We start from the raw sequence: 21,217 nt of genomic DNA, 5'->3' as shown, positions 1-21,217 counted from the left end.
CTTCGCCTGTTACGAAAGTTCGGAATGTCTATATATCGCCCGCAAAGTCAGCTCATCACCCACGAGGTTTCCAATCAACCTCCACCTCTTGAAGACTTCGATGCCTTTGCACTCGACCAGCCCTTGCGCGATGCACTGGACCGCACAAGCGCGAAGAAGCATGGCTCTCGTCTCTCGGCTTTCGGCAAGAAGGTTGGCAGTGCGGAGGTAATCGAATGGGGGCGGCTCGCCAATGAAAATCCCCCGCAGTCGAGGGTATTTGATCGCTTCGGGCATCGTATTGACCAAGTCGAGTTCCACCCAGCCTACCACGAGCTGATGCGCCTCGGGTTGGAGGGGGGCGTCTCTGCGGCCGCATGGAAAGAAGCAGAAGGCGGACATGCGCTGCACGCCGCGCTGCTTTATCTTATGACGCAGGCGGATGCCGGCACCGTCTGTCCGATGTCTATGACCTATGCGGTTGTCCCGGCCCTGCGCGTCGAGCCGACGATTGCGAATGAATGGGAGCCTCGCGTGACGCGCTGTCGCTACGATCCTCGAGTCATCCCGGTCGGCGATAAAGAGGGCGCGACCATGGGCATGGCGATGACCGAGAAGCAGGGCGGGAGCGACGTGCGTGCAAATACGACACGCGCGCGTTGTGTCGGGGAAGGAGAGTACGAGCTGACAGGGCACAAATGGTTCTGTTCCGCGCCAATGTCCGATGCCTTCCTGACGCTGGCCTATGCCGAAGGCGGATTGACCTGTTTTCTGGTTCCGCGATGGCGCCCTGACGGCAGCCGCAATGCCATTCACATCATGCGACTGAAGGACAAGCTGGGCGATCGCTCGAACGCGTCGTCTGAAATCGAGTATCACGGTGCTCTCGCGCAGCGTGTTGGCGATGAAGGCAGAGGGGTGAGGACGATCATTGAGATGGTGCAGGGCACACGCCTTGATTGTATTGCAGGCTCTGCCGCCGGAATGCGTGCCGCCCTCGTGCAGGCAATTTGGCACACTCGACATCGCAGTGCATTCCAGCGGCGGCTGTCCGACCAGCCAGCAATGCAGGCCGTGCTTTCTGACCTTGCGCTCGAAGCCGAAGGTGCCTGTGCTCTGACTATGCGCATAGCTTCGGCATTTGATGCCGCGGCGAAGGGGGACGAAAAGGAAGCAGCCTTTGCCCGCCTCGCGACGCCAATCGCGAAATACTGGGTCTGCAAACGCCAACCCGGCTTTGTCCACGAGGCCCTCGAATGCTTGGGAGGGGCCGGATATGTCGAGGAAGGACCCATGCCTCGGCTGTTCCGACAGAGTCCCTTGAACGCGATCTGGGAAGGCTCGGGCAATGTCATTGCGCTCGACGTTTTGCGCGCGCTTGGCCGCGAACCCGATGGTTGGGAAGCGTTTCGCGGCGAATTGGTCCAAGCTTCCGGCGCGCATGCGTTGCTCGATACGACGATTGAAAGGCTGGACACGCTTTTGGCCGAGGGATTGCCTAAAGAAGCAGACGCTCGGCGGTTTGTCGAAATGGCTGCCCTCGCGCTTGAGGCCGTCTGCCTCAGGCATGCTCCTCCGGCGGTATTTGACGGCTTCTGTGCAGTGCGCCTCGATCCCGCAGCCCGCGCCTTCGCGTATGGTGGCAGCGGCGTTGGGCTGGATCACCATACGATATTGTTGCGGGCCTTGCCGACCACTTGAGTGCTGCGCTCTGCCCACGAAGGAGGCGTCATGGAACATTGCTGATCAGACCGACAGCTGATTTACGTCGTGTTCAGTTTCCTGCCGTATTGTCTTGTCCGGAGACGAAATCCCTTCCAGGCGCGTTCGTTTCAGCAAAAGCGCATTTACGGCGACGAGAGCCGAACTGCCCGACATGGCGATCGCAGCGACCGCAGGGCTGATGATGAGTGGATAGAATACGCCCGCCGCCGCCGGGAAAGCGACGACGTTGTAAGCGACTGCCCAGAAAAGATTTTGATGCATCTTCCGCAGAGTTGCACGCGACAGTTCCACTGCCCCGACGACATCGTAGGGGTCGCTGCGCATCAGGACGACATCGGCGCTTTCCATGGCAACGTCGGTACCCGCGCCGATGGCAAAGCCGACGTCGGCCTGGGTGAGCGCGGGGGCATCGTTGATCCCGTCACCGACCATTCCAACCCGCTTACCCTGCGCCTGCAGTTCCTTTACCTTTTCCGCCTTCTGGCCCGGAAGAACATCGGCTAGGACGATATCGATACCCAGCTCTTCGGCCACGCGGCGCGCCGTTCCTTCGTTGTCGCCGGTAAGCATGGCTACCTCGATGCCCTTGGAGTGGAGCTTCTCGATCGCCTGCCGTGCAGTCGGCCGCGGTGCATCGGCTATCGCGATGAGGCCCACGAGACGGCCCCGATAGGCGACGTGGACGACGGTCCGCCCAGCGCCCTTTAAATCCTCTGCGCGCGAAGAAAGATCGCCGATTGCGACATCGTTCTCGTCCATCAGTCGACGATTGCCGAGCAGAACCGTCCCATCTCCCAAGTCGGCCTGGGCACCCCTGCCGTCGATATTGAGGAAGTTCTCCGCACGAGGTGCGTCAAGATGTTTTGCGTGGTCAAGAATGGCAATCGCGAGTGGATGCTCCGATCCCCGCTCGACAGCGGCAGCATATTTGAGAACGTCATCGACCTGTTCCGAAGCAGCCGGTACGACATCGACGACGCGCGGTTCGCCCATCGTCAACGTGCCGGTCTTGTCAAAGATCACCACGTCGAGTTTGGTCGCGTCCTCGAGCGCGGATGCATTTTTGAAGAGAATGCCATGCGTCGCGCCCAAACCCGTCCCGACCATAACCGCCATCGGTGTCGCCAGCCCGAGCGCGTCGGGACAGGCGATCACGAAGACGGTGATGCTCAATGTTACGGCGAAGAGCAGGGTCTGGCCGATCCACCAGAACCAGACAGCGAAGGTAAGGAGGCCGATGACGATCGCAATCAGGACGAGCCACTGCGAAGCACGGTCGGCGAGCAGCTGGGCTGGCGCTTTGGAATTCTGCGCCTCTTGGACAAGCTTTACGATTTGCGCGAGCGCCGTATCGGCACCGACTTTGGTCGCCCGGTAGCGAAAGCTGCCACTCTTGTTGATCGTCGCGCCGATGACGGTGTCGCCAGGGGCCTTGCCCACCGGCATGGACTCGCCGGTCAGCATGGACTCATCGACTTGGGAACTGCCTTCGATCACTTCGCCGTCGACCGGTATCTTGTTGCCCGGCCGGATGATGATGAGGTCGCCTTGAAGAACTTCCGCCGTGGGGATTTCCAGCTCTTCGCCGTCGCGCTCGACCACCGCCATGGGTGGTGCCAGGTCGAGCAGTGCCCGGATCGCCTGCGAGGCACCTGCTCGCGCGCGCATTTCCAGCCAATGGCCGAGCAGAATGAAAACCAGGAGCACCGCGACTGCCTCGTAGAACTGGACGCCGGGGAAGAAGAACGTCGATCCGACGCTGAAGAGATAACCCGTGCCTACCGACAGGACGACCAGAACAGCCATGTTCAGAATGCCGTTCCGTAACGCCCGCCAGGCGGCGATAAAGAACGGCCATGCGGGATAGATCACAGCCGCGCTTGCCAGCCCGAAGAGCCAGTGTTCCAGCGCGATGCCGAAGGGCGGTGCAGGCGGTGTGAAAAACCCGCCCATTGGGGAGTAGATGAAGATCGGAACTGTAAAAAGAAGCGCGATCCAGAACCGGTTGCGCATATCGCGCACCATGTCCTGCATGTCCATGCCCCCGCCGTGCCCCATTTCGTGGGCCATTTCGTCCTTGCCCGATGGGGCCATGGAGCGGTGTGAATGCCCAGGGGCATCTCCAGCGTGCTCCGCAATTGTCCGCCCTGAGCTTGGCGGCGAACAGACGTGTTTCGGTGTGATCGAGCCGTTGCAACGGAAGCCGCAGCGCGAAATGGTGTTCCGCAACCGATCCGGATTGGTCAATCCTGGGTCGAAATTGACGGTTACGCTCCCTCCTGCCGGATTGGCATTTGCCGAAATGACACCGGGTTCCTGAAGAAGCTGCTTTTCGACCCCCAGATGATCGAGCTCTTCAAATAGGCCGCCGACTTCAAGCGTCAGTGTGGACAAACCAAAATCCTTTCTCGCAGGAAGAACACATATGGATTCAGATTCAGACGATATCCGCTTGCCTGTCTTACACTTCCCCTTTCGCTATATTCGCGCCGAGTGCCTTCGGCGGATCTGTGCGGGTGATATTGCGGTCCGTGGGCAAGGATCGCGAAGCGATGGGGCTGCGAGGAGGTCCAGTCGGCGGAGTCGCTACAATCGGCCTGTCGCAGCGTTCGCCCAGCTTCAATGGCCGAAACCACGCGCCAGATGTCTGCCTGCAAGCTTTTCCAGTTCCAGAACGATGAACAGCAGCAGCCCTGATCCGATTGCCATTGCTCCATCGATCGGATCCAGCGGTCGCGTGTCGAACAATGCCTGCAGCGGTGGAGCATAGGTGAAGGCAAGCTGCAGCAAGACCACGGTACCGACACCCGTCAAAACTGCCGGAGTGCCCAGCAAACCGCCCCAAGAGAGAGATGCACCATGCCGATATCTGATGCTGAACAGATAGAAAATTTCCATGACGACTATCGTATTTACAGTGAGAGTCCGCGCAGATTCCAAAGGTAGGTTGCGGCTTGCAGCCCAGAAGAAAGCGCCGAATGTACCGATTACGAACAGCACCGATACAAACACGATACGCCAGACTACAAAAGCTGAAATGACCGGCTCATCGATCGACCGCGGGGATCTGCGCATCGCTCCCGGTTCGGGTGGCTCGAAGGCAAGTGTAAGGCCCAGCGCGACCGCGGTCACCATGTTGATCCATAAGATCTGGACAGCGGTCATGGGCAATGTCAGCCCAAGAAGGAGCGCGCCGATTATTGCAAGCGCCTCACCACCATTGGTGGGCAGCGTCCATGCGATGACCTTTTGCACGTTATCATAGACTGTCCGGCCTTCTTTCACAGCGTCAACGATCGAGGCGAAATTGTCATCGATCAACACCATGTCGGCTGCTTCCTTGGCGGCTTCAGTTCCCTTCTGACCCATGGCCACACCCACATCCGCTCGCTTCAGTGCCGGAGCATCGTTAACTCCATCTCCTGTCATCGCCATGATGGCGCCGCTGGCCTGCAGTGCCGTGACCAGTCGCAGCTTGTGTTCCGGTGTTGTGCGAGCAAATATGTCGGTGTTGCTGATGGCGCTCTGCAACGCTTTATCGTCAAGCTTATCCAGATCCGCGCCGGTCAGGGGCGCTCGCGCTACCCTTATCCCAATCTGGTCGGCAATTACTGCAGCGGTCGCGGCATGGTCTCCCGTGATCATTTTCACCCTGATACCGGCGCTCTGGCAGCCGCGGATTGCCGATAGCGCTTCAGCACGAGGCGGATCGATCAGGCCTATCAATCCAAGTAACGCAAAGCCTTCTGCCACCTCAGGGAAAGACAGGGTCTCGGTTCCAGATGGCATATCCTTGGTGGCAATCGCTATGACCCGCTGCCCATGGCTTGCCATTTCCTCCACCCGTGCCCGCCATTCGTCTTGGTCGATAGCGCGCGCGCCCTCAGCCGCGCCTTGGCGATCGCACATTGTGACGATGCGTTCCGGAGCGCCTTTAAGGCAAATGAAGGTCCCTTGACCGTCAGGCTTGCTGTGCAGCGTGGCCATGAAACGATGGTTGGCATCAAAGGGAATTTCGTCGAGACGAGGATAGCGCTGGCGGACTGGCCCTGAATCAAGTCCAGCTTTGGCCGCAAAGACCACAAGCGCACCTTCCATCGGATCGCCTTCGACGTGCCAACCTGAAACGCTCTTGTATAAGCCTGCGTCGCTGGCAAGCAGGGCCGTGCGAGCTAGTTCGGTCAGCGGGCGATGTTCGGAAAGCTGTATCACTAGGCCATTGCGTTGGATCTCTCCATCTGGTTCGTAACCGACACCGCTCACTGCGTACGAACCCATGTCGATCGCGACGGCCGTAACAGTCATTTCATTCCGAGTGAGTGTGCCGGTTTTATCGGTGCAGATTACCGAGACCGAACCGAGGGTCTCGACTGCGGGAAGCCGTCGGATGATGGCCTTCCGCGCTGCCATGCGCCTAACACCGATCGCCAGAGCGATGGTCAGAACGGCGGGAAGACCTTCAGGAATTGCCGCTACCGCAACGCCGATAATAACAAGGAACGCCTCTTCCGGTGCGTAACCCCGGACCATTACGGCAAAGGCGAAAATTACCACCGACAAGACCAGGATTACAAAGGTCAGGCGTCGTGCAAAGACATCTATCTTCCGCAGCAAGGGTGTCCTGAGCGTATCAACACTTCTGACAAGCGCGCTGACGCGTCCCAATTCGGTAGCGCCGCCGGTGCCGACGACCACGCCAGTCCCTTGTCCGGCCACCACCAGGGTTCCCGAAAACACCATCGAGCTGCGGTCTCCTAACGCTGTATCCGAGCCGACAGCATGTGGCGATTTGGCGACCGGTACCGATTCCCCAGTCAGCGCGGCTTCGTCGGCCCTTAGGTTTCTGGTCCGGACTAATCGCAGGTCGGCCGGGACTTTGTCGCCCGGGCCGAGAAGGACCAAGTCTCCGCGAACGAGACCTTCCGCGTCGAGCGTTTTCCGCTCTCCGCTTCGGATGACTGTGGCGTTTGGGGAAAGCATGGCCCGAATGGCGTCGAGCGCAGATTCTGCGCGCCCCTCTTGTGCGAAGCCGATGACGGCATTCAGCAGGACCACAGCCGCTATTACCCCCGCATCTAGTCGGTGCCCGAGCGCGAAGGTGATGATTGCCGAAGCAAGAAGGACGTAGATGAGCAGGTTGTCGAATTGTGAAGCGAAACGCCTTATTGGCCCTTTGGCGCGGGCCGGGGGAAGGCGGTTTGGCCCCGTGGCGGCGAGCCTCCGCGCAGCTTCGGAGTCAGCGAGCCCTCGATGATCTGCTTCCAGAAACTTCAGAACCTGATCGACAGGCAGGGCATGCCATGCTTGCGTTTTGTCCGCAGTGACTTGTGAGGGACGAGCAGGTTTGATCATCGGCTTGTGAGAGACTTCCGGGAGTATGTGTTGCGTTTGGAAGGACGCAGGACAGCTGGAACCCTGACAGCGGTCATATGCCGTCCGTAAAGGTCCACATCGGACGATATAGCCGAAGGTGTGAGGAAGCCGACAAGTCGTTTCCTCACCTTTCCGCTATAACAGAGAACGGACGCCGCCAGTCGATTGGTCTTACAGTTCGCTTTCGGCTGAGTGATTGGAGCGCGTCCAAAGCCGTGCTCGCCGTCCGGAAGAGCGAGGTCCTGCGCGGTGTAATGTATAGACCTGCAAGCCGTCATATCCATTACATTAGGAGTGAGGGTGGTGTGCTGAATTTGGCAAATTGGGGCTGGAGAAGTGCAGCCGGTGCAATCGTTATCGCAAGCTTCGTGGGCAGGCCGACCGCAAGTGTCGCCGGCGTCGTGGACGGGTTCAAGTCCTCAGGTGATGTTGCGGTTTACCTTGGTGTCGTACCCGCGGCGACTGTACGTGGACATCCTGCCGGTCACCCTGAATCGAGCATGCACGGCGGTGCTCCGACTAGCGTGCATAGTGTGCACATCGTCGCCGCAGTTTTCGAGAAAGCTTCCGGAAGGCGCATTACCAATGCCAAGGTCACAGCGCATATTACGGAGCCTGGTGGTTTCCAACGAGTGGTGCGTCTTGAACCGATGACCGTGGCAGGGGCCTTGACTTATGGTGGCTTCACAAGCTTTTCCCGGGGGAACGACTACCAAATCGGTATCAAGATGGATTGGCCGCCTCACATGGAAGCGCCCCAATCACCCTCAACTCCTCCTCGGATGCACCGCGTTCGAAGCGTGACGGTACACTTCGACTACGCGCATGACTGAAATATTTTACGATTTGTGCTCACCTCCTTCCACTGCCGTATCGCAGTGTACGATCAGGCTGTATTTGGCGCTGGTCTGACCGGCCAGAAGATCCTCTGAAGGCAAGGCTGGTGTTGTCGTCTGGGAATCGCATTGGCGAAACGCGTCGGATCTATCGTCGACAATCTTCAGGGTTGGGAAGGGCGTGATAACGAGTTGGCTCATTCTTGCAGCATTGTCGCCCTTGCTGGCCGTCTTGCTTCTGCTCGTCGGTCTCCGGACGTCTGCATCAAAGGCTATGGCTCTGAGCTATGTGATTACGATCGTGGCGGGTCTCGCGGTATGGCGGATGCCCATCCGGACGATCATTGCGGCATCGATCGAGGGTCTGGCGATTGCCGCCTCGATCCTCTGGATCGTGTTTGGCGCCATCCTTCTGTTAAAGCTATTGATAGAGGGAGGGGCGATGCAAAGGATCCGCGAGGGATTCTCGTCGATTTCTTCCGAGCCGCGTGTTCAACTCGTCCTCGTAGCCTGGGTTTTTGGCGCGTTTCTCGAGGGGGCTGCAGGCTTCGGTACGCCGGCGGCGATCACGGCCCCCCTGTTGGTTGCCTTGAGATTCCCACCATTGGGCGCCGTGACGCTGGCGCTTGTGGCAAACAGCACGCCCGTAGCATTTGGCGCGATTGGAACTCCCGTGGCGATCGGACTTGTTCAAGGACTGAATCAAGGCGGTGCAGGCGAGATACCCGCAGGTTTGGTTGAACGCGCGGCCGTGACGGCGGCTGGCATCGATCTCTTGGTTGGTTCGTTCGTACCCTTCGTATTGATCCTCATCTATTCGCGAATTTTCTCCGATGAGCGAACCTGGCGCAGTGGTCTGGGCTACTGGCGTTTCGCGCTGATTGCCGGTTGTGCGTACACGCTGCCAGCCTTTCTCGCGGTCAGCTTTCTCGGTCCAGAACTTGCCACACTCTCTGGCGCGCTCATCGCGATCATGATCGTGGTGCCGATCGCAAGGCGTGGCCTGCTTCTTTCACCTGCTCTTGTTGGTGCGCGCGGTACCATACACCCCGTGAAGACCTCGTCCCTATCGCTTCTTCACGCTTGGGTTCCCTATCTGTCTCTCACCGTGCTACTCTTGTTGAGTCGGATAGAGCTCCTGCCGTTCAAGGAGGCTCTTCAAACTGTGACGATCGGTTGGACCTCCATCTTGGGGACGTCGATCAATGCGTCGGTTGCGCCATTCTACTTACCGGGCACCATGTTCGTCATTGCAGCCCTGGTCGCGATCGGGGTGCTTTCCCTTGAGAATAGGAAGATCGTCCGTGCAGGGCGCGCAACGATTAAGGCCACAATGACCAGCGGACTGACGCTTGCCGCCGCCGTGCCAATGGTCCGTGTTTTTGTGCACTCTGCCGATAATGGCGTCGGATTGGACGGTATGCCGATGGCGCTGGCTGGTCTCGCGGTCGATGCCGCCGCTTCGCGCTGGCCATTCTTCGCCCCATTCATCGGTGCCTTCGGTAGCTTTCTGTCTGGTAGCGCGACGTTCAGCAACATGACCTTCGCGGCATTTCAGCTGACCGCCGCCGACCAAGGCGGCTTGCGGCCTGACATTGTCCTGGCGGCCCAAATTCTGGGTGCGAGTGCCGGTAATATGGTCTCTGTGGTGAACGTGGTCGCCGCAGCTGCCATAGTCGGTTTGTCGGGCCGCGAGGGAGCAATCATCCGACTGACGCTAATCCCGATGCTCGGATATGCGGGAGCTGTAGGTCTTTTCGCAATGTTCCTTATGAGCATCACAACATGATCGACCATCTGATCCATCTTATTCTACTGCTTTTGCTGGCCAGATTTCTCGGCGAAGTGGCAGCCCGGCTCGGTCAACCGGCGCTCGTTGGCGAGATATTGGCCGGACTCCTGCTCGCACTTGCGGCCCTTTATGGAAATGCCTCATTCCTCCTTGAGCTTGCCGACAGCACCTTCCTCGATCTCGCTGCGGAATTTGGCATATTCTTCCTGTTGCTGCTTGCCGGGCTTGAAATCGCGCCAAGTGAGCTCTTTCGACATTCAGCACGTTCGGTTGGAGTTGCGCTTGGCGGCGTGGTGGTTCCGCTAACGCTCGGCTTCGCCTTGGCATGGGTGGTCATTCCCGAGAATCCGCTACTGTTCGTCCAGGCCCTTCTGGTCGGGGTGGCGCTCGCTATCTCTGCGGTACCGGTCGCCATCGGCGTCTTCATGGATCTGGGTATGTTGCACACCTCGACCGGCCGTACAGTGGTGGCGGCCGCAATACTCGATGATGTGGCCGGCCTGGTCTTGCTGGCGCTTCTGGTCGGAGCGATCACCATGGGAAGTGTTCCAGGCATCGAGGCCATGATTTGGGTCGTTGGCAAGGCCGCGCTCTTTTTTCTGATAGCAGGCACGACCGGATATTTTGCGGCGTCTAGGATAGCCGATTTCGTCGCGCGGCTAAGGGTCCCGGCTTCCGAATTTTCTGCCCTGCTTTTGCTGGCGCTGGCGTTTTCGGGACTTGCCGAGATGCTCGGTTTGGATTTCATTTTGGGGCCATTCGTGGCCGGATTGTTTTTCGACGCGAAAAATCTTGGAGCCGCGCGATTTGCGCGCCTCAAGGCGACCACAAGCGACATGACGCTTGGTCTGTTCGCGCCGCTCTTCTTCGTTTCGATTGGCATTCGAGCCGACTTTGCGGCTCTGACAGTCATGCCCGGCTTCGTCATCTCGCTAATCGTCATTGCGCTTCTCGGAAAAGTCTTGGGAGCGGGCGTCCCCGCCTGGTTGTCGGGACTTACGCGCAAAGAGGCGTTGGGAGTGGGCATCGGCATGAGCGGCCGCGGCGCGGTTGAACTGGTGATTGTCAGTATCGCTTTAGAAGCCGGGCTGTTCGATCATCCGGATCCCGTGATTGCTAATCTGTTTTCCGCTCTCGTGCTCATGGCGCTCGTCACGACCATACTCACGCCGATTGGCCTGCGCTTTCTTTTCCGGAACGATGAGAATTCTGGACTGTAATGTGGGGCCACAAAACCCGTCTCAAAATGGACGGCTCCGGGGCGCCCAAATCGCCCATCCGCGAAGGGCTCCGGCCGAAATAGCAAGCTTCCAATCCGGAGAAAATCATGAGCAATGTCTATATCGCTTGGTTTGAGGAAATCGGTCAGGCAGATGTCGAGCTCGTCGGCGGCAAGAACGCTTCTCTCGGTGAGATGGTGGGCGCGCTCTCGCGGCGAGGAGTCCGGGTTCCAGGAGGCTTCGCAACGACGGCAGATGCCTATCGCGCGTATGTCGAGGAAAACGGCATCGCGCCGGAAATAAGGCGCTGGATCGAAGCGCTCGATAAGGGACGCGCATCACTCCAAGAGGCAGGAGCCGCGATCCGTCACGCATTTCTCGAAGGCGCTTTTCCAGCGGCAATCGAGAGGGCAATCGGCGACGCTTACGATTCGCTCTCGCGTCGTGCAGGACAGGAGGCCCTTGGCGTCGCCGTACGAAGTAGCGCAACAGCCGAGGATCTTCCCGAGGCAAGCTTTGCGGGCCAGCAGGAAACCTTTCTCAATGTGAGCGGAAGACGCGCGTTGCTTGATGCGTGCCGGCGCTGCTTTGCCTCGCTCTTCACCGATCGGGCTATCAGCTACCGGGAGATTCAGGGTTTCGATCATATGAGCGTTGCCCTGTCGGTCGGTATTCAGCGCATGGTACGTTCTGACCTTGCGGGTTCGGGGGTCATGTTCTCTGTCGACACCGAAACGGGCTTCCCTGACGTTGTCGTCATCAGTGCCGCGTGGGGCCTGGGCGAAACGGTTGTCCAGGGTTCAGTGGATCCCGACACTTTTCGGGTTTTCAAGCCATTTCTCGAGCGAGAAAGCCTCGCTCCTATCATCGAGCGGAGCCTGGGCGCCAAAGAGCGCAAGATGGTCTATGCTCACGGCGGTAGCGTGAGGACCCTAACCAAGAGAACCACGCGCCGTGAACGTGAAACTTTCGTTCTGACCGACAGCGAAGTTCTTGAGCTTGCTCGTTGCGCAAAGATCATTGAGGAACATTACGGCCGTGCCATGGACATGGAATGGGCCAAGGATGGTAAAAGTGGGGAACTGTTTATTGTTCAGGCTCGCCCCGAAACGGTGCAGGCGAGCCAAGAGCTAGGAAAGCTCGTCAGTTACAGGCTCAAAGAACGCGCCGAGCCGATCCTTACCGGGGCGGCAGTTGGAGAGGCAATCGCCACCGGCGAAGTCTGTGCGATCCGTGACGCTTCGCAGATTGGTGCCTTTCGCGATGGAGCGATTCTCGTCACCGGGATGACGGACCCCGACTGGGTCCCGATCATGAAGCGTGCGGCTGGCATCATCACCGACCATGGTGGAACGACGAGCCATGCCGCTATCGTCAGTCGCGAGCTTGGTGTGCCGGCGATCGTGGGAAGTCAAGTTGCGAGCCGTCTTCTTCAGGACGGGCAGATGGTAACGCTATCCTGCGCCGAAGGAGACCGCGGTGTGGTGTATGATGGGGTACTTGCGTTCGAAGCGACCGACATCGACCTCACCGAGCTGCCCGAAACACGCACGGATATGATGCTCAATATCGCCAGTCCGGCCGCTGCAATGCGCTGGTGGCGCCTTCCCGCGCGTGGCGTAGGCTTGGCGCGAATGGAGTTTGTCATCAACCATCTCGTCAAGGTGCACCCCATGGCCCTGGTCGAGCCTGAGCGTGTTGTCGATCCTGAAGAAAGGACTGCGATCAGCGAATTGACGAGGGGCTTTCAAGACCCTGCAGAGTATTTCGTCGACACGCTGGCGCTGGGTATTGCGAAACTCGCTGCCCCATTTCATCCGCAACCCGTGATCGTCCGCCTCAGCGATTTCAAGACCAATGAATACGCCCACCTGCTCGGCGGTGCAGCCTTCGAGCCTGATGAAGAGAATCCGATGATTGGGTGGCGCGGCGCCTCGCGCTACTACAGTCCCGGTTATCGGTCTGGGTTCGAACTTGAGTGCCGCGCGATCAAGCGTGTGCGCGATGAGATCGGCTTCACCAATCTCATCGTCATGATACCCTTCTGTCGGACCATTGCAGAGGCTGATCGCGTGCTGGAAGTGATGGCGCAAAACGGTTTGCGACGCGAGGAGGGTGGTCTTGAGATTTACATGATGTGCGAAATTCCGGCCAATGTCTTTCTCGCCACAGAATTTGCGCGCCGGTTCGACGGATTTTCCATCGGATCGAATGATCTGACCCAGCTTGTCCTCGGAATCGACCGCGATTCCGACCTGTTGGCTGATCAATTCGATGAACGCAACGACGCGGTCAAACACGCTATCGCGGAAGCGATTGCCAAGGCCCATGCGGCGGGTATCAAGATCGGCATTTGTGGTCAGGCGCCGAGCGACCATCCCGACTTCGCGGCTTTCCTGGTCGAGCAGGGAATCGACTCCATTTCGCTGAATCCGGACAGCTTTGTAAACGCTCTGGGCGTGGTTGCTGAGGCAGAAGCTCGGCTTGAGAAAGGAAAGCACTCGTGAAAGTCGTCATTTTCGAGGCGGAAGAATGGGAGGTCCAGGCGTGCCGCCGCCTTGTCGGCGAATACGATGTCGAATGTGTCAAAGGGCGGCTCACTGCATCCGAGGCGGCAAAGTATGAAAATGCCGATGTGATCAGCACCTTCATCAATTCGCGGCTTTCAAGCGATGTGCTGGCTTGCTTCGCCGATCTGAAACTCATCGCGACGCGTTCGACAGGCTATGATCATATCGATCTTGATTGGTGCTCGCAGAACGATGTCGCGATTGCCAATGTGCCCGATTATGGTGACGTGACGGTTGCCGAACACACCTATGCGCTGATGCTGGCTGCTGCCAGACATGTCGTTACCGCCGTTGATCGGACGAGGCGAGGAGACTTCACTCAGGATGATCTGCGCGGCATCGAGCTGCGCGGCAAAATACTGGGTGTCGTAGGTACAGGGCGCATTGGTTTGCGCGCGATCGAGATCGCGCGCGGTTTCGGAATGGAGGTGATCGCTTATGATCTCAAGCCAGTCGCGAGCCTCGCAGACCAGCTGGGATTTAAGTATGTCTCATTCGGTGAACTCCTGGCCAAGGGCGACATCGTAACCTTGCATCTTCCAGCCACGCCCGAAACGGAAAACCTCATTTCGGATGCCGAGTTCGATCAGATGAAATCAGGGGCGCTTCTGATCAATACGGCGCGGGGCAATATCGTCAAAGTTCCAGCTCTGGTACGCGCGCTTGCCAACGGAAAAATACGTGCGGCAGCGCTGGATGTGCTGCCGCAAGAGCCGCTCATTCGCGAAGAAGCGGAGGTCTTTCGCGGCCCTGCGTTGGGCAAAGACAATTTGGAGGCGCTCGTGGCAAATCATGTGCTGCTGCGTTTTCCCAATGTGATTGTCACCCCTCACATCGCTTACAACACACATGAAGCTTTCGCGCGCATTATCGATACCACAATCGCCAATATTGATAATTTTGCTCGCGGATCTGGACAGAATCTGGTGATCTAAGTGTCGTGAACTCAAACCAAAATTCGGAATTACTGGTGAGAGGATTTGCTTGATCATCAATCAGTACGAATTCTTGGTTGGTCACTCGGCCGAATTTCTTGAGGGCTGGAGCTCGCCTCTGCGTATCTGAAACCGATACACCAATTCGTCGGGGGGAGGGTCATGCTTGAGTGCAATAGCTGTACACAACGACACGGTAGCGCGAAAAAGAGAACGGAACCGGCAGCAGGAGCGCGGGCTGTCGTTGAAAGAATCTTGTTGGTCGATTACCCCATGTATCGCCGACTGGCGCTCAAACGAATAGGCGATCTGTCGCAAGCAGATGATGTTCTTCACGGCTTCTGCCTCAAAGCGCTCGAACGCGCAACGCAGCTGCGCGATACCCGGGCCGTACACGGTTGGCTGCGGCGGCTGTTCGAAACGGCACTTCTCGACCATTATCGACAGGCAAGCCGCTTGCGGGCGCGGACGGTCTCTTTGGACGAAGGGGTGGGTAGCCTGGCCGACCAGCCGGGAGAGACGCTTTGGCTGGATGAGGAATTTGTCGTCCAGCATACACTTTCACGGATGAGGCCGGGCTACGCGGCGCTCATTCGGCAGGTTGATTTAAGTGCACACGAACCTGCTGCAGTTGCCGAAGAGCTTTCAATCTCTCCCAACAATCTGGCGGTACGGCTGCATCGCGCGCGCGCTGCGTTTCGAAACGCTTTGGCCGATAGTCCGGTAGCGCTGCATGTGTGATGAAGACCGGAACGCCGCCAACCAATGCATGGCGAGAGGAGTGTAATGGCGACGGTGCCGGTACGCCTTATGTGCGCAAACGATTCCTCCAGATCAAATCATCACATGAATCGACCGGAGAGCATCGGCCCTGTCGAGCTCCTTTTTCCAGCACGGCAATCCAAGCTTGCGCAGCGTCCGTGAGGCGCGCAGCATCCCGCTCGGTGTGCTGCCTCTTCCTCCCAGTGCATGTAGCGACTTATGAAATATTCGATTCGTCGCTTAACGGGGCTTTCGCGCACGGCCACAGACAATCCCCATGTCGACGATAGCGTTCTATCTTGTAATTGACTGGATCGCACGCATCGCGATCCTGCTTGCCGCTGTCCTGCGCGCACCCGCTGCGGTGACCCGCGCATGGCTGCCGCTGATGCTCGTTTTCCCGATCCCCGCTCTACTCCTCTCGCTGTGCTTCGTCCGCCCCGTCGCCTTGTCACGCCGCCGCAGGCGTCTGGAAGAGGCGCGGCGATTGCTGAAAACTGCGCATCGTGACATTTCGATGTCGAGCCATTGCTCCTCGCCCGAGCTCGCCAAAGACCTCACTCCAACGGCACGCCTGATCGAGCAGGCCAGAACATTTCCGGCTGTCGGGGGCAACTCCATCGATGTTGTTCCGGATTATGACGCGCTCGTCGATAGCTTCGTGCGGGATATCGAGTCAGCGACTGACCACATCCATCTCACGACTTACATTTTTGCCGACGATGCGGTTGGGCGACGGATTAGTGCGGCGCTCCGATCTGCGGCCCAGCGCGGGGTTCGATGTCGCGTTCTGATCGACGCCCTCGGCTCCTTTTGGTGGGCGCGCCGTGTTATCCGCAAGCTCAGGGCCTGTGGGATCGAGGTCAGACGCGCGCTTCCAATTTCCTTTTGGGGAGGTCAGTCCGTGCGCCCGGATCTGCGGAATCATCGCAAAATCGGCATAATCGATGGGCGTGTCGGATATATCGGTTCGCAAAACATCATCAGAGCCGAACAATCGGACGGTTCCCGGAATAAGGAATTCGTCGTCCGCGTCGCAGGGCCGATTGTGGTGCAGCTTCAGGCACTTTTCGCTACGGATTGGTTTCTGGAGACAGGAGAAGCGCTGACACAAGACTCCCTCTTTCTACATGGCCATGCGTCTGGAACGGCCCATGCGCAACTCGTTGCGGGTGGACCCGAATATGATGGTTACGTGTTCCGCCTTCTTCTGGATGCCTTCATTCACGCTGCACAGAAACGCATTGTCATCACGACGCCGTACTTCGTTCCCGACCAAGCCCTTGTCCTGGCTTTGGAAGCGGCTGTGCTGCGCGGCGTTGACGTGTCGCTTGTTCTGCCTGCGAAAGGTGATCATCGCTTGGTTGAGCTCGCTCAAAACTCGTTTTTCGATCACCTGCTGCGTACAGGTGCCAAAATCTATCTCTACAGGGATGGGTTGCTGCACGCCAAACATGTCCATGTCGATGGACAATTGTGCCTGGTCGGTTCCATGAACGTAGACCTGAGATCGCTCGAACTTAATGCGGAAGCCGGTATCATTGTATATGATAGGGCCTTCGCGCAGCGTGTTCAGGCGGAGAACGAGGCCAACATGGCCAGAAGTGATCTGCTTACACCTGCGGAATGGCAAGGCCGACCGGCCTATATGCGCTTCACCGAAAATCTGGCGCGGTTGTTCAGTCCACTATTGTAGCGATATTCTTCCGCACGTCGCCACTCCCTGCGCCTGACCCATGAAGGTGAGGCTGATACCACCGATCAGGGGGCATGTCCTCGATGCCCACCTAATAATCGGCCGATATGATGCGAAGACGCCGGAGGGTACAAGTCGATCACTCCACAAGTTTGATCGCAGGCGTTGGATAGTCCACGGACCGCTGCGCTGAACCCGGATGATGTCGCTTGCTTGCGAAAGTCGGTCGGATTCAGTCTCCTGATGAGATGGCACCTTAGGGATATATGTTGGCCGGGGACGGCGCCGATGAGAATCTGGGAGCAAGACCTGTCGGATGCACGGCTGCCGCTGGCGAAACAGCCTCCTGTCCCTTCAACCGCTTGTTCGGATCGTGGGCGGAATTCCACTCCGCTCCTCGACGAACTGGTCCGGTTCACGCTGGAAGCGCTCTAGGCATGCCCTCGAGCAGAAGAAATACGACCATCCCCTGAACTCCATATGAGCTTCGACGGTTTCCAGCGCGATGGTCGTTCCGCATACGGGATCAGTGATTTTCATGATTGTCTCCCAGACCATGTTCGCACCAGACGCAGGAGCAGTCTTGATGATCGCAGCTCGGATCTCGAAGGCTCGCCCGAAAGCGGTGTCGGGCGATCGGATAGAGAGCGTGATGCAGCAGTGATGGCGAATAGAGGCTATGAAGGAACCGCACCGTATCGCCGCCAAGCAGTTTCCTTGTGACGAAACCTCGCCCCCTGCGGCCTACCGTGTTGAAGAGAAATCGATTGACGATCGAAGCCTTCATGCCGCGCAAAAGATTGCCTCGCCAAAGCGCCTGATAGTCTCTGCCTTCCAAGAGGCTGCGGGCGGCGAGAACGCCGGAAAGAACCGAGTAACGCAGCCCAAACCCGGCGAGAGCATCCTGAAAGCCGGCATGTTCGCCTATGACAGGGTGTCCCCCTTGCAGTCCCGTGTGAGGAAATCGAAGATTACCGAATCCGCCAAACGGCCGTGGGTTCATCATTTTCAGGTCGGCTGTGTTTGCAAAGAACGCGCATGTACGTTCCACATAGAGTTTCTGTCGCTTGAAATCGGAAAATAGACAGCTGGCGACGGTCCCGCGCCCACGGTGGACCAGGAGATAAGCGTATCCAGACGGGGCGAGATCGTCGTCGAATACGATAAAGGCCCCGTCGGCCATGTCTGTGTCGAATACAAATCCAGAGGCAATGATGTCTGCCCGGCGCGGTCCCGCAGCGAGAATTGCCGACCCGGTAACGGTCTCGACACGGCTATCGAAGCGTACCTCGACGCCGAGCGACTGTGCTTGTTTCAGGAGGCCCTGCTCCAGGCTTTCGGGACCGCCTCCGCGTTCAACGAGATAAAAAAGAGGGCGATCGGAAGAGAGTTCGTGTCGCGTGCCTTCGGCGTCGAAGCCGTATCCCTTTTTGACAGGGTGCGCGAGAAACTCCGGTTCGATCCCGGCCCTTTGAAAATCGAGCAAGACGTCCGTCGTCGTGCTCCAATTTTCCAGCCCTTGGTAATCGGCATGGAAGCGCGAACCGAGCTGAGAATGCCATTCGTGCACGATCACCTCACGACCTCCTCGTGCGAGCACGATGGCTGCGGAAAGCCCGGCCGGGCCTGCACCAACCACTGTGACGGGTGAGGTGTCCGTCATGCGCCTTGTCTGGGTATCAGGCGCGCACGCGCGGCGCTCATGAACCTTGCCCGGTTGGCATGATGGCATCCCATTTCGGGATGAAGCGCGGAACCCTGTTCCTGTATTGACGGTATTCCTCGCCGAAGTCGGCTGCCACTTCGCGTTCCTCGCGTAGTGCCAAACGCCAATACATGACGACCAGGATTGGGAACATCGCCAGCGTCAGGAGCGTGGGCCACTGCACCAGAAATCCCAGCATGATGAGCACGAAGCCGACATATTGCGGATGCCGAATTCGGGCGTAAGGGCCGGTCGATGCGAGCGTGTTGGTTCGTTGGGCTTGATAAAGTGCGCGCCATGCGGCGGACAGAAGAATGAACCCTCCGCCTATCAGCCCGAAACTCAGAAGATGGAAAGGTCCGAAATGCGGGTTGCCGCGCCATCCGAACAGCATCTCCAATAGGTGTCCGGAATCGTGTGCGAGCCAGTCGACCGACGGGTAGTTGCTCTGCAACCAGCCTGAGAGAAAATAGATCGTGAGCGGAAAGCCATACATTTCTGTGAAAAGCGCGATAACGAAAGCGCTGAACGCTCCGAAAGAGCGCCAGTCTCGCCCCGTTCGCGGCTTGAAGAAGCTGAAGGCGAACAGGATGAAGATTACCGAATTGAATAGGACCAAGATCCACAGGCCGTAAGACGAGCCACTCATATCAGCGCGCCTCCCCATCGTTGGTGGCAGGGTCTCTTTCTGTACTGTGTGCGATCCGCTTTCCAGGAGCACCGTCACCGGATATCGTCCGGTCGGCGTGACCTTCCCCGTGCGGATCGCCTGATGTATGGCCGCCATGACCGCCGTGCATGAACAGGTGGATAATCATGCAGCCAGCGAGCAGCACGCCAAGAACCAGATAATTGCCCGGAATGTGCGCGCGGTGTTCGAAAAGGAGTAGGAAACCGATCACCGCGAGAAACGCGATCAGCGAAACGCCTGCCCTCGTTTTCATCAGCGGTTTTTGCCCTTCGGGCGTTTCGTGCGCCATAATCTAGGTCTTCCAACGTCTACCTTGCCCAGTTTTTAGGGCTTGGGATGATAGACGGTCGATCATCGACTTTCTTACAGCGCTCTTACATCCTCGTCCCGATCGCAACGCGCGCGACTCGTACTGTAAGCAACGTCCCATGCTGGCGTCCTTGAACTGGCACTGCCAATATGAACTCGAGGACCGGTATGGAACGGGGACGGACAGCAAGTAACACTATGACGTTCAGCTTTCTTGGGCTGATCACACCTACGCTCAAGGCCCTGCTACGGCGCGGACGCCTGACCATCATCGACGCTCAGGGAAGGAAGCGAAACGTGGATTCCGGTGCGTCCGGACCATCGGTGACGATCAGACTTCACAGTTCGACCCTGCCACTCAAATTGATGATTCGTCCTTCGCTCGCCTTGGGGGAAGCCTATATGGATGGGGCGCTCACTGTCGAAGAAGGCGACGTTCGGGACCTGTTGGCCATTGTCACGTCCGGTCTCGATGCGCTCGATCGTATGCCTTTTGAGCGGCTTCGGGCCTCGCTTTCGAAACTGACGACGGCCTTGACCGCGATCCGTCGGGGGCGTGCCGCGAAAAATGTTGCGCACCATTACGATGTTTCCAACGAATTCTACGAGCTCTTTCTTGATGAGGACTGGCAGTATTCTTGCGCCTATTTTAGCGATGGGTGCCACTCCCTCGAGCAAGCGCAGACTGCCAAGCGAGATCATATCGCGCGCAAGCTTATGCTGGAGCCGGGTTCGCGCGTACTCGACATCGGGTGCGGCTGGGGCGGCCTGGCGCTTGACCTTGCCTCAAGTTCCGATGCGCATGTCACCGGTATAAGCCTGTCGGAAGAACAACTCGCTCGCGCTCGAACAAGAGCAGCCGAAAGCGGAATGGATGAACAGGTGACGTTCGAATTTTGCGATTACCGCGATGTCGGTGGTAAGTTCGACAGGATTGTCTCTGTAGGCATGTTCGAACATGTCGGCCCGCCCAGTTATGCGCCGTTCTTCAGGTCTATCAGCCAGCATCTAGCGCCCGATGGAATCGCGGTAGTTCATTCGATCGGTCGTCGGACCCCACCCGGAGGGAGAGATCCGTGGATTAGCAAATACATCTTCCCCGGCGGATATATCCCCTCTCTTTCGGAAACCCTTGCTGCAGTCGAAGGTGCAGGGCTGTGGGTCGCTGATATCGAAATACTCCGCCTCCATTACGCTGAAACACTGCGGCACTGGTATGAGCGCTTTCAACAGCGGCGCGGGACCGTGGTGGACATGTTCGACGAGCGCTTTTGCCGCATGTGGGAGTACTATTTGGCGGCCTGCGAGATGATGTTCAGAAACGGCGATCTGATGGTCTTCCAACTGCAGCTCAGTCTACAGCGCGATGCCGTGCCATTGACACGCGATTATCTGTATAATCGCACAGGCGATGCCCAGTCGGACCCAGCGAGTGAACCGGCTTTGGAGTTCGGGAACCGGCGCTGTGCCAACGCTGGCGCGAGCTAGATGGTGGTCAAGGATCGATCGAAATGTCATCCGCCGCGTAGCGATGCTCCGGGGGGTGGTTTGGGGCAGGACAATTCTCGGTTATATCGAGCCATCAAGCTTGCATGTCGACGTACGGTCAAACGGTTTGTACCGG

The 21,217-nt window shown here is 58.2% G+C and carries 14 protein-coding genes; 9 read left to right on the top strand and 5 right to left on the bottom strand.

Going from position 1 to position 21,217, the window contains the following annotated elements:
* Nucleotides 1-24 precede the first annotated feature (24 nt).
* Nucleotides 25-1,680 carry an acyl-CoA dehydrogenase family protein gene (locus L5849_RS05060; protein WP_236924693.1) on the top strand — a complete coding sequence of 552 codons (1,656 nt, stop codon included), beginning with the start codon at nt 25-27 and terminating at the stop codon, nt 1,678-1,680.
* 45 nt (nt 1,681-1,725) lie between these two features.
* On the opposite strand, the gene L5849_RS05055 is transcribed toward L5849_RS05060, so the two are convergent.
* Together L5849_RS05055 and L5849_RS05050 are read right to left on the bottom strand one after the other, a co-directional pair.
* The gene (locus L5849_RS05055) at nt 1,726-4,098 is read right to left on the bottom strand and encodes a cation-translocating P-type ATPase (protein ID WP_236924692.1); all 2,373 of its coding nucleotides are present in this window, start codon (nt 4,096-4,098) and stop codon (nt 1,726-1,728) included.
* A 225-nt stretch (nt 4,099-4,323) separates the two neighbouring features.
* The gene (locus L5849_RS05050; RefSeq protein WP_236924691.1) at nt 4,324-7,056 is read right to left on the bottom strand and encodes an HAD-IC family P-type ATPase; all 2,733 of its coding nucleotides are present in this window, start codon (nt 7,054-7,056) and stop codon (nt 4,324-4,326) included.
* A gap of 1,038 nt (nt 7,057-8,094) precedes the next feature.
* On the opposite strand from L5849_RS05050, the gene L5849_RS05045 reads away from it, so the two are divergent.
* The 7 genes from L5849_RS05045 (at nt 8,095) to L5849_RS05015 (ending at nt 17,323) form a co-directional block, all read left to right on the top strand.
* Entirely contained in the window at nt 8,095-9,702 is a 1,608-nt protein-coding gene (locus tag L5849_RS05045) for an L-lactate permease (RefSeq protein WP_236924690.1), read from the top strand.
* The gene (locus tag L5849_RS05040) at nt 9,699-10,925 is read left to right on the top strand and encodes a cation:proton antiporter (RefSeq protein WP_236924689.1); all 1,227 of its coding nucleotides are present in this window, start codon (nt 9,699-9,701) and stop codon (nt 10,923-10,925) included. Before L5849_RS05045 ends, L5849_RS05040 begins: the two co-directional genes overlap by 4 nt.
* Nucleotides 10,926-11,032: 107 nt before the next feature.
* Nucleotides 11,033-13,432, top strand: coding sequence for a phosphoenolpyruvate synthase (gene ppsA, locus L5849_RS05035; protein ID WP_236924688.1), 2,400 nt, complete (start codon nt 11,033-11,035; stop codon nt 13,430-13,432).
* Nucleotides 13,429-14,430 (top strand): hydroxyacid dehydrogenase, encoded by a 1,002-nt coding sequence (locus L5849_RS05030; RefSeq protein WP_236924687.1) that lies wholly within the window; start codon nt 13,429-13,431, stop codon nt 14,428-14,430. The genes ppsA and L5849_RS05030 overlap by 4 nt, the downstream gene beginning before the upstream one ends.
* Nucleotides 14,431-14,688: 258 nt before the next feature.
* Nucleotides 14,689-15,171: an RNA polymerase sigma factor gene (locus L5849_RS05025; RefSeq protein ID WP_236924686.1), complete on the top strand. Its 483-nt coding sequence runs from the start codon at nt 14,689-14,691 to the stop codon at nt 15,169-15,171.
* A gap of 298 nt (nt 15,172-15,469) precedes the next feature.
* Entirely contained in the window at nt 15,470-16,888 is a 1,419-nt protein-coding gene (gene cls, locus L5849_RS05020; protein WP_236924685.1) for a cardiolipin synthase, read from the top strand.
* Between the two features lie 288 nt (nt 16,889-17,176).
* Entirely contained in the window at nt 17,177-17,323 is a 147-nt protein-coding gene (locus L5849_RS05015) for a hypothetical protein (protein WP_236924684.1), read from the top strand.
* Between the two features lie 91 nt (nt 17,324-17,414).
* On the opposite strand, the gene L5849_RS05010 is transcribed toward L5849_RS05015, so the two are convergent.
* Genes L5849_RS05010 through L5849_RS05000 form a run of 3 tightly spaced genes read right to left on the bottom strand, consistent with a single transcriptional unit; the run spans nt 17,415 to nt 19,573 of the window.
* Complete coding sequence (locus tag L5849_RS05010) at nt 17,415-18,551, bottom strand: NAD(P)/FAD-dependent oxidoreductase (protein ID WP_236924683.1); 1,137 nt, start codon at nt 18,549-18,551, stop codon at nt 17,415-17,417.
* 37 nt (nt 18,552-18,588) lie between these two features.
* Nucleotides 18,589-19,242: an isoprenylcysteine carboxylmethyltransferase family protein gene (locus L5849_RS05005; RefSeq protein WP_236925070.1), complete on the bottom strand. Its 654-nt coding sequence runs from the start codon at nt 19,240-19,242 to the stop codon at nt 18,589-18,591.
* A gap of 1 nt (nt 19,243) precedes the next feature.
* A complete protein-coding gene (locus L5849_RS05000; protein ID WP_236924682.1) occupies nt 19,244-19,573 on the bottom strand; it encodes a DUF2933 domain-containing protein in 330 nt (109 codons plus the stop codon).
* A 218-nt stretch (nt 19,574-19,791) separates the two neighbouring features.
* Here L5849_RS05000 and L5849_RS04995 point away from each other — a divergent pair, with 218 nt between their 5' ends.
* A complete protein-coding gene (locus L5849_RS04995) occupies nt 19,792-21,081 on the top strand; it encodes a cyclopropane-fatty-acyl-phospholipid synthase family protein (RefSeq protein ID WP_236924681.1) in 1,290 nt (429 codons plus the stop codon).
* The last annotated feature ends 136 nt before the right edge of the window (nt 21,082-21,217 follow it).

The sequence above is a fragment of the Erythrobacter sp. SN021 genome (genome assembly GCF_021864455.1).
This window is presented reverse-complemented; position numbering and strand designations above follow the sequence as displayed.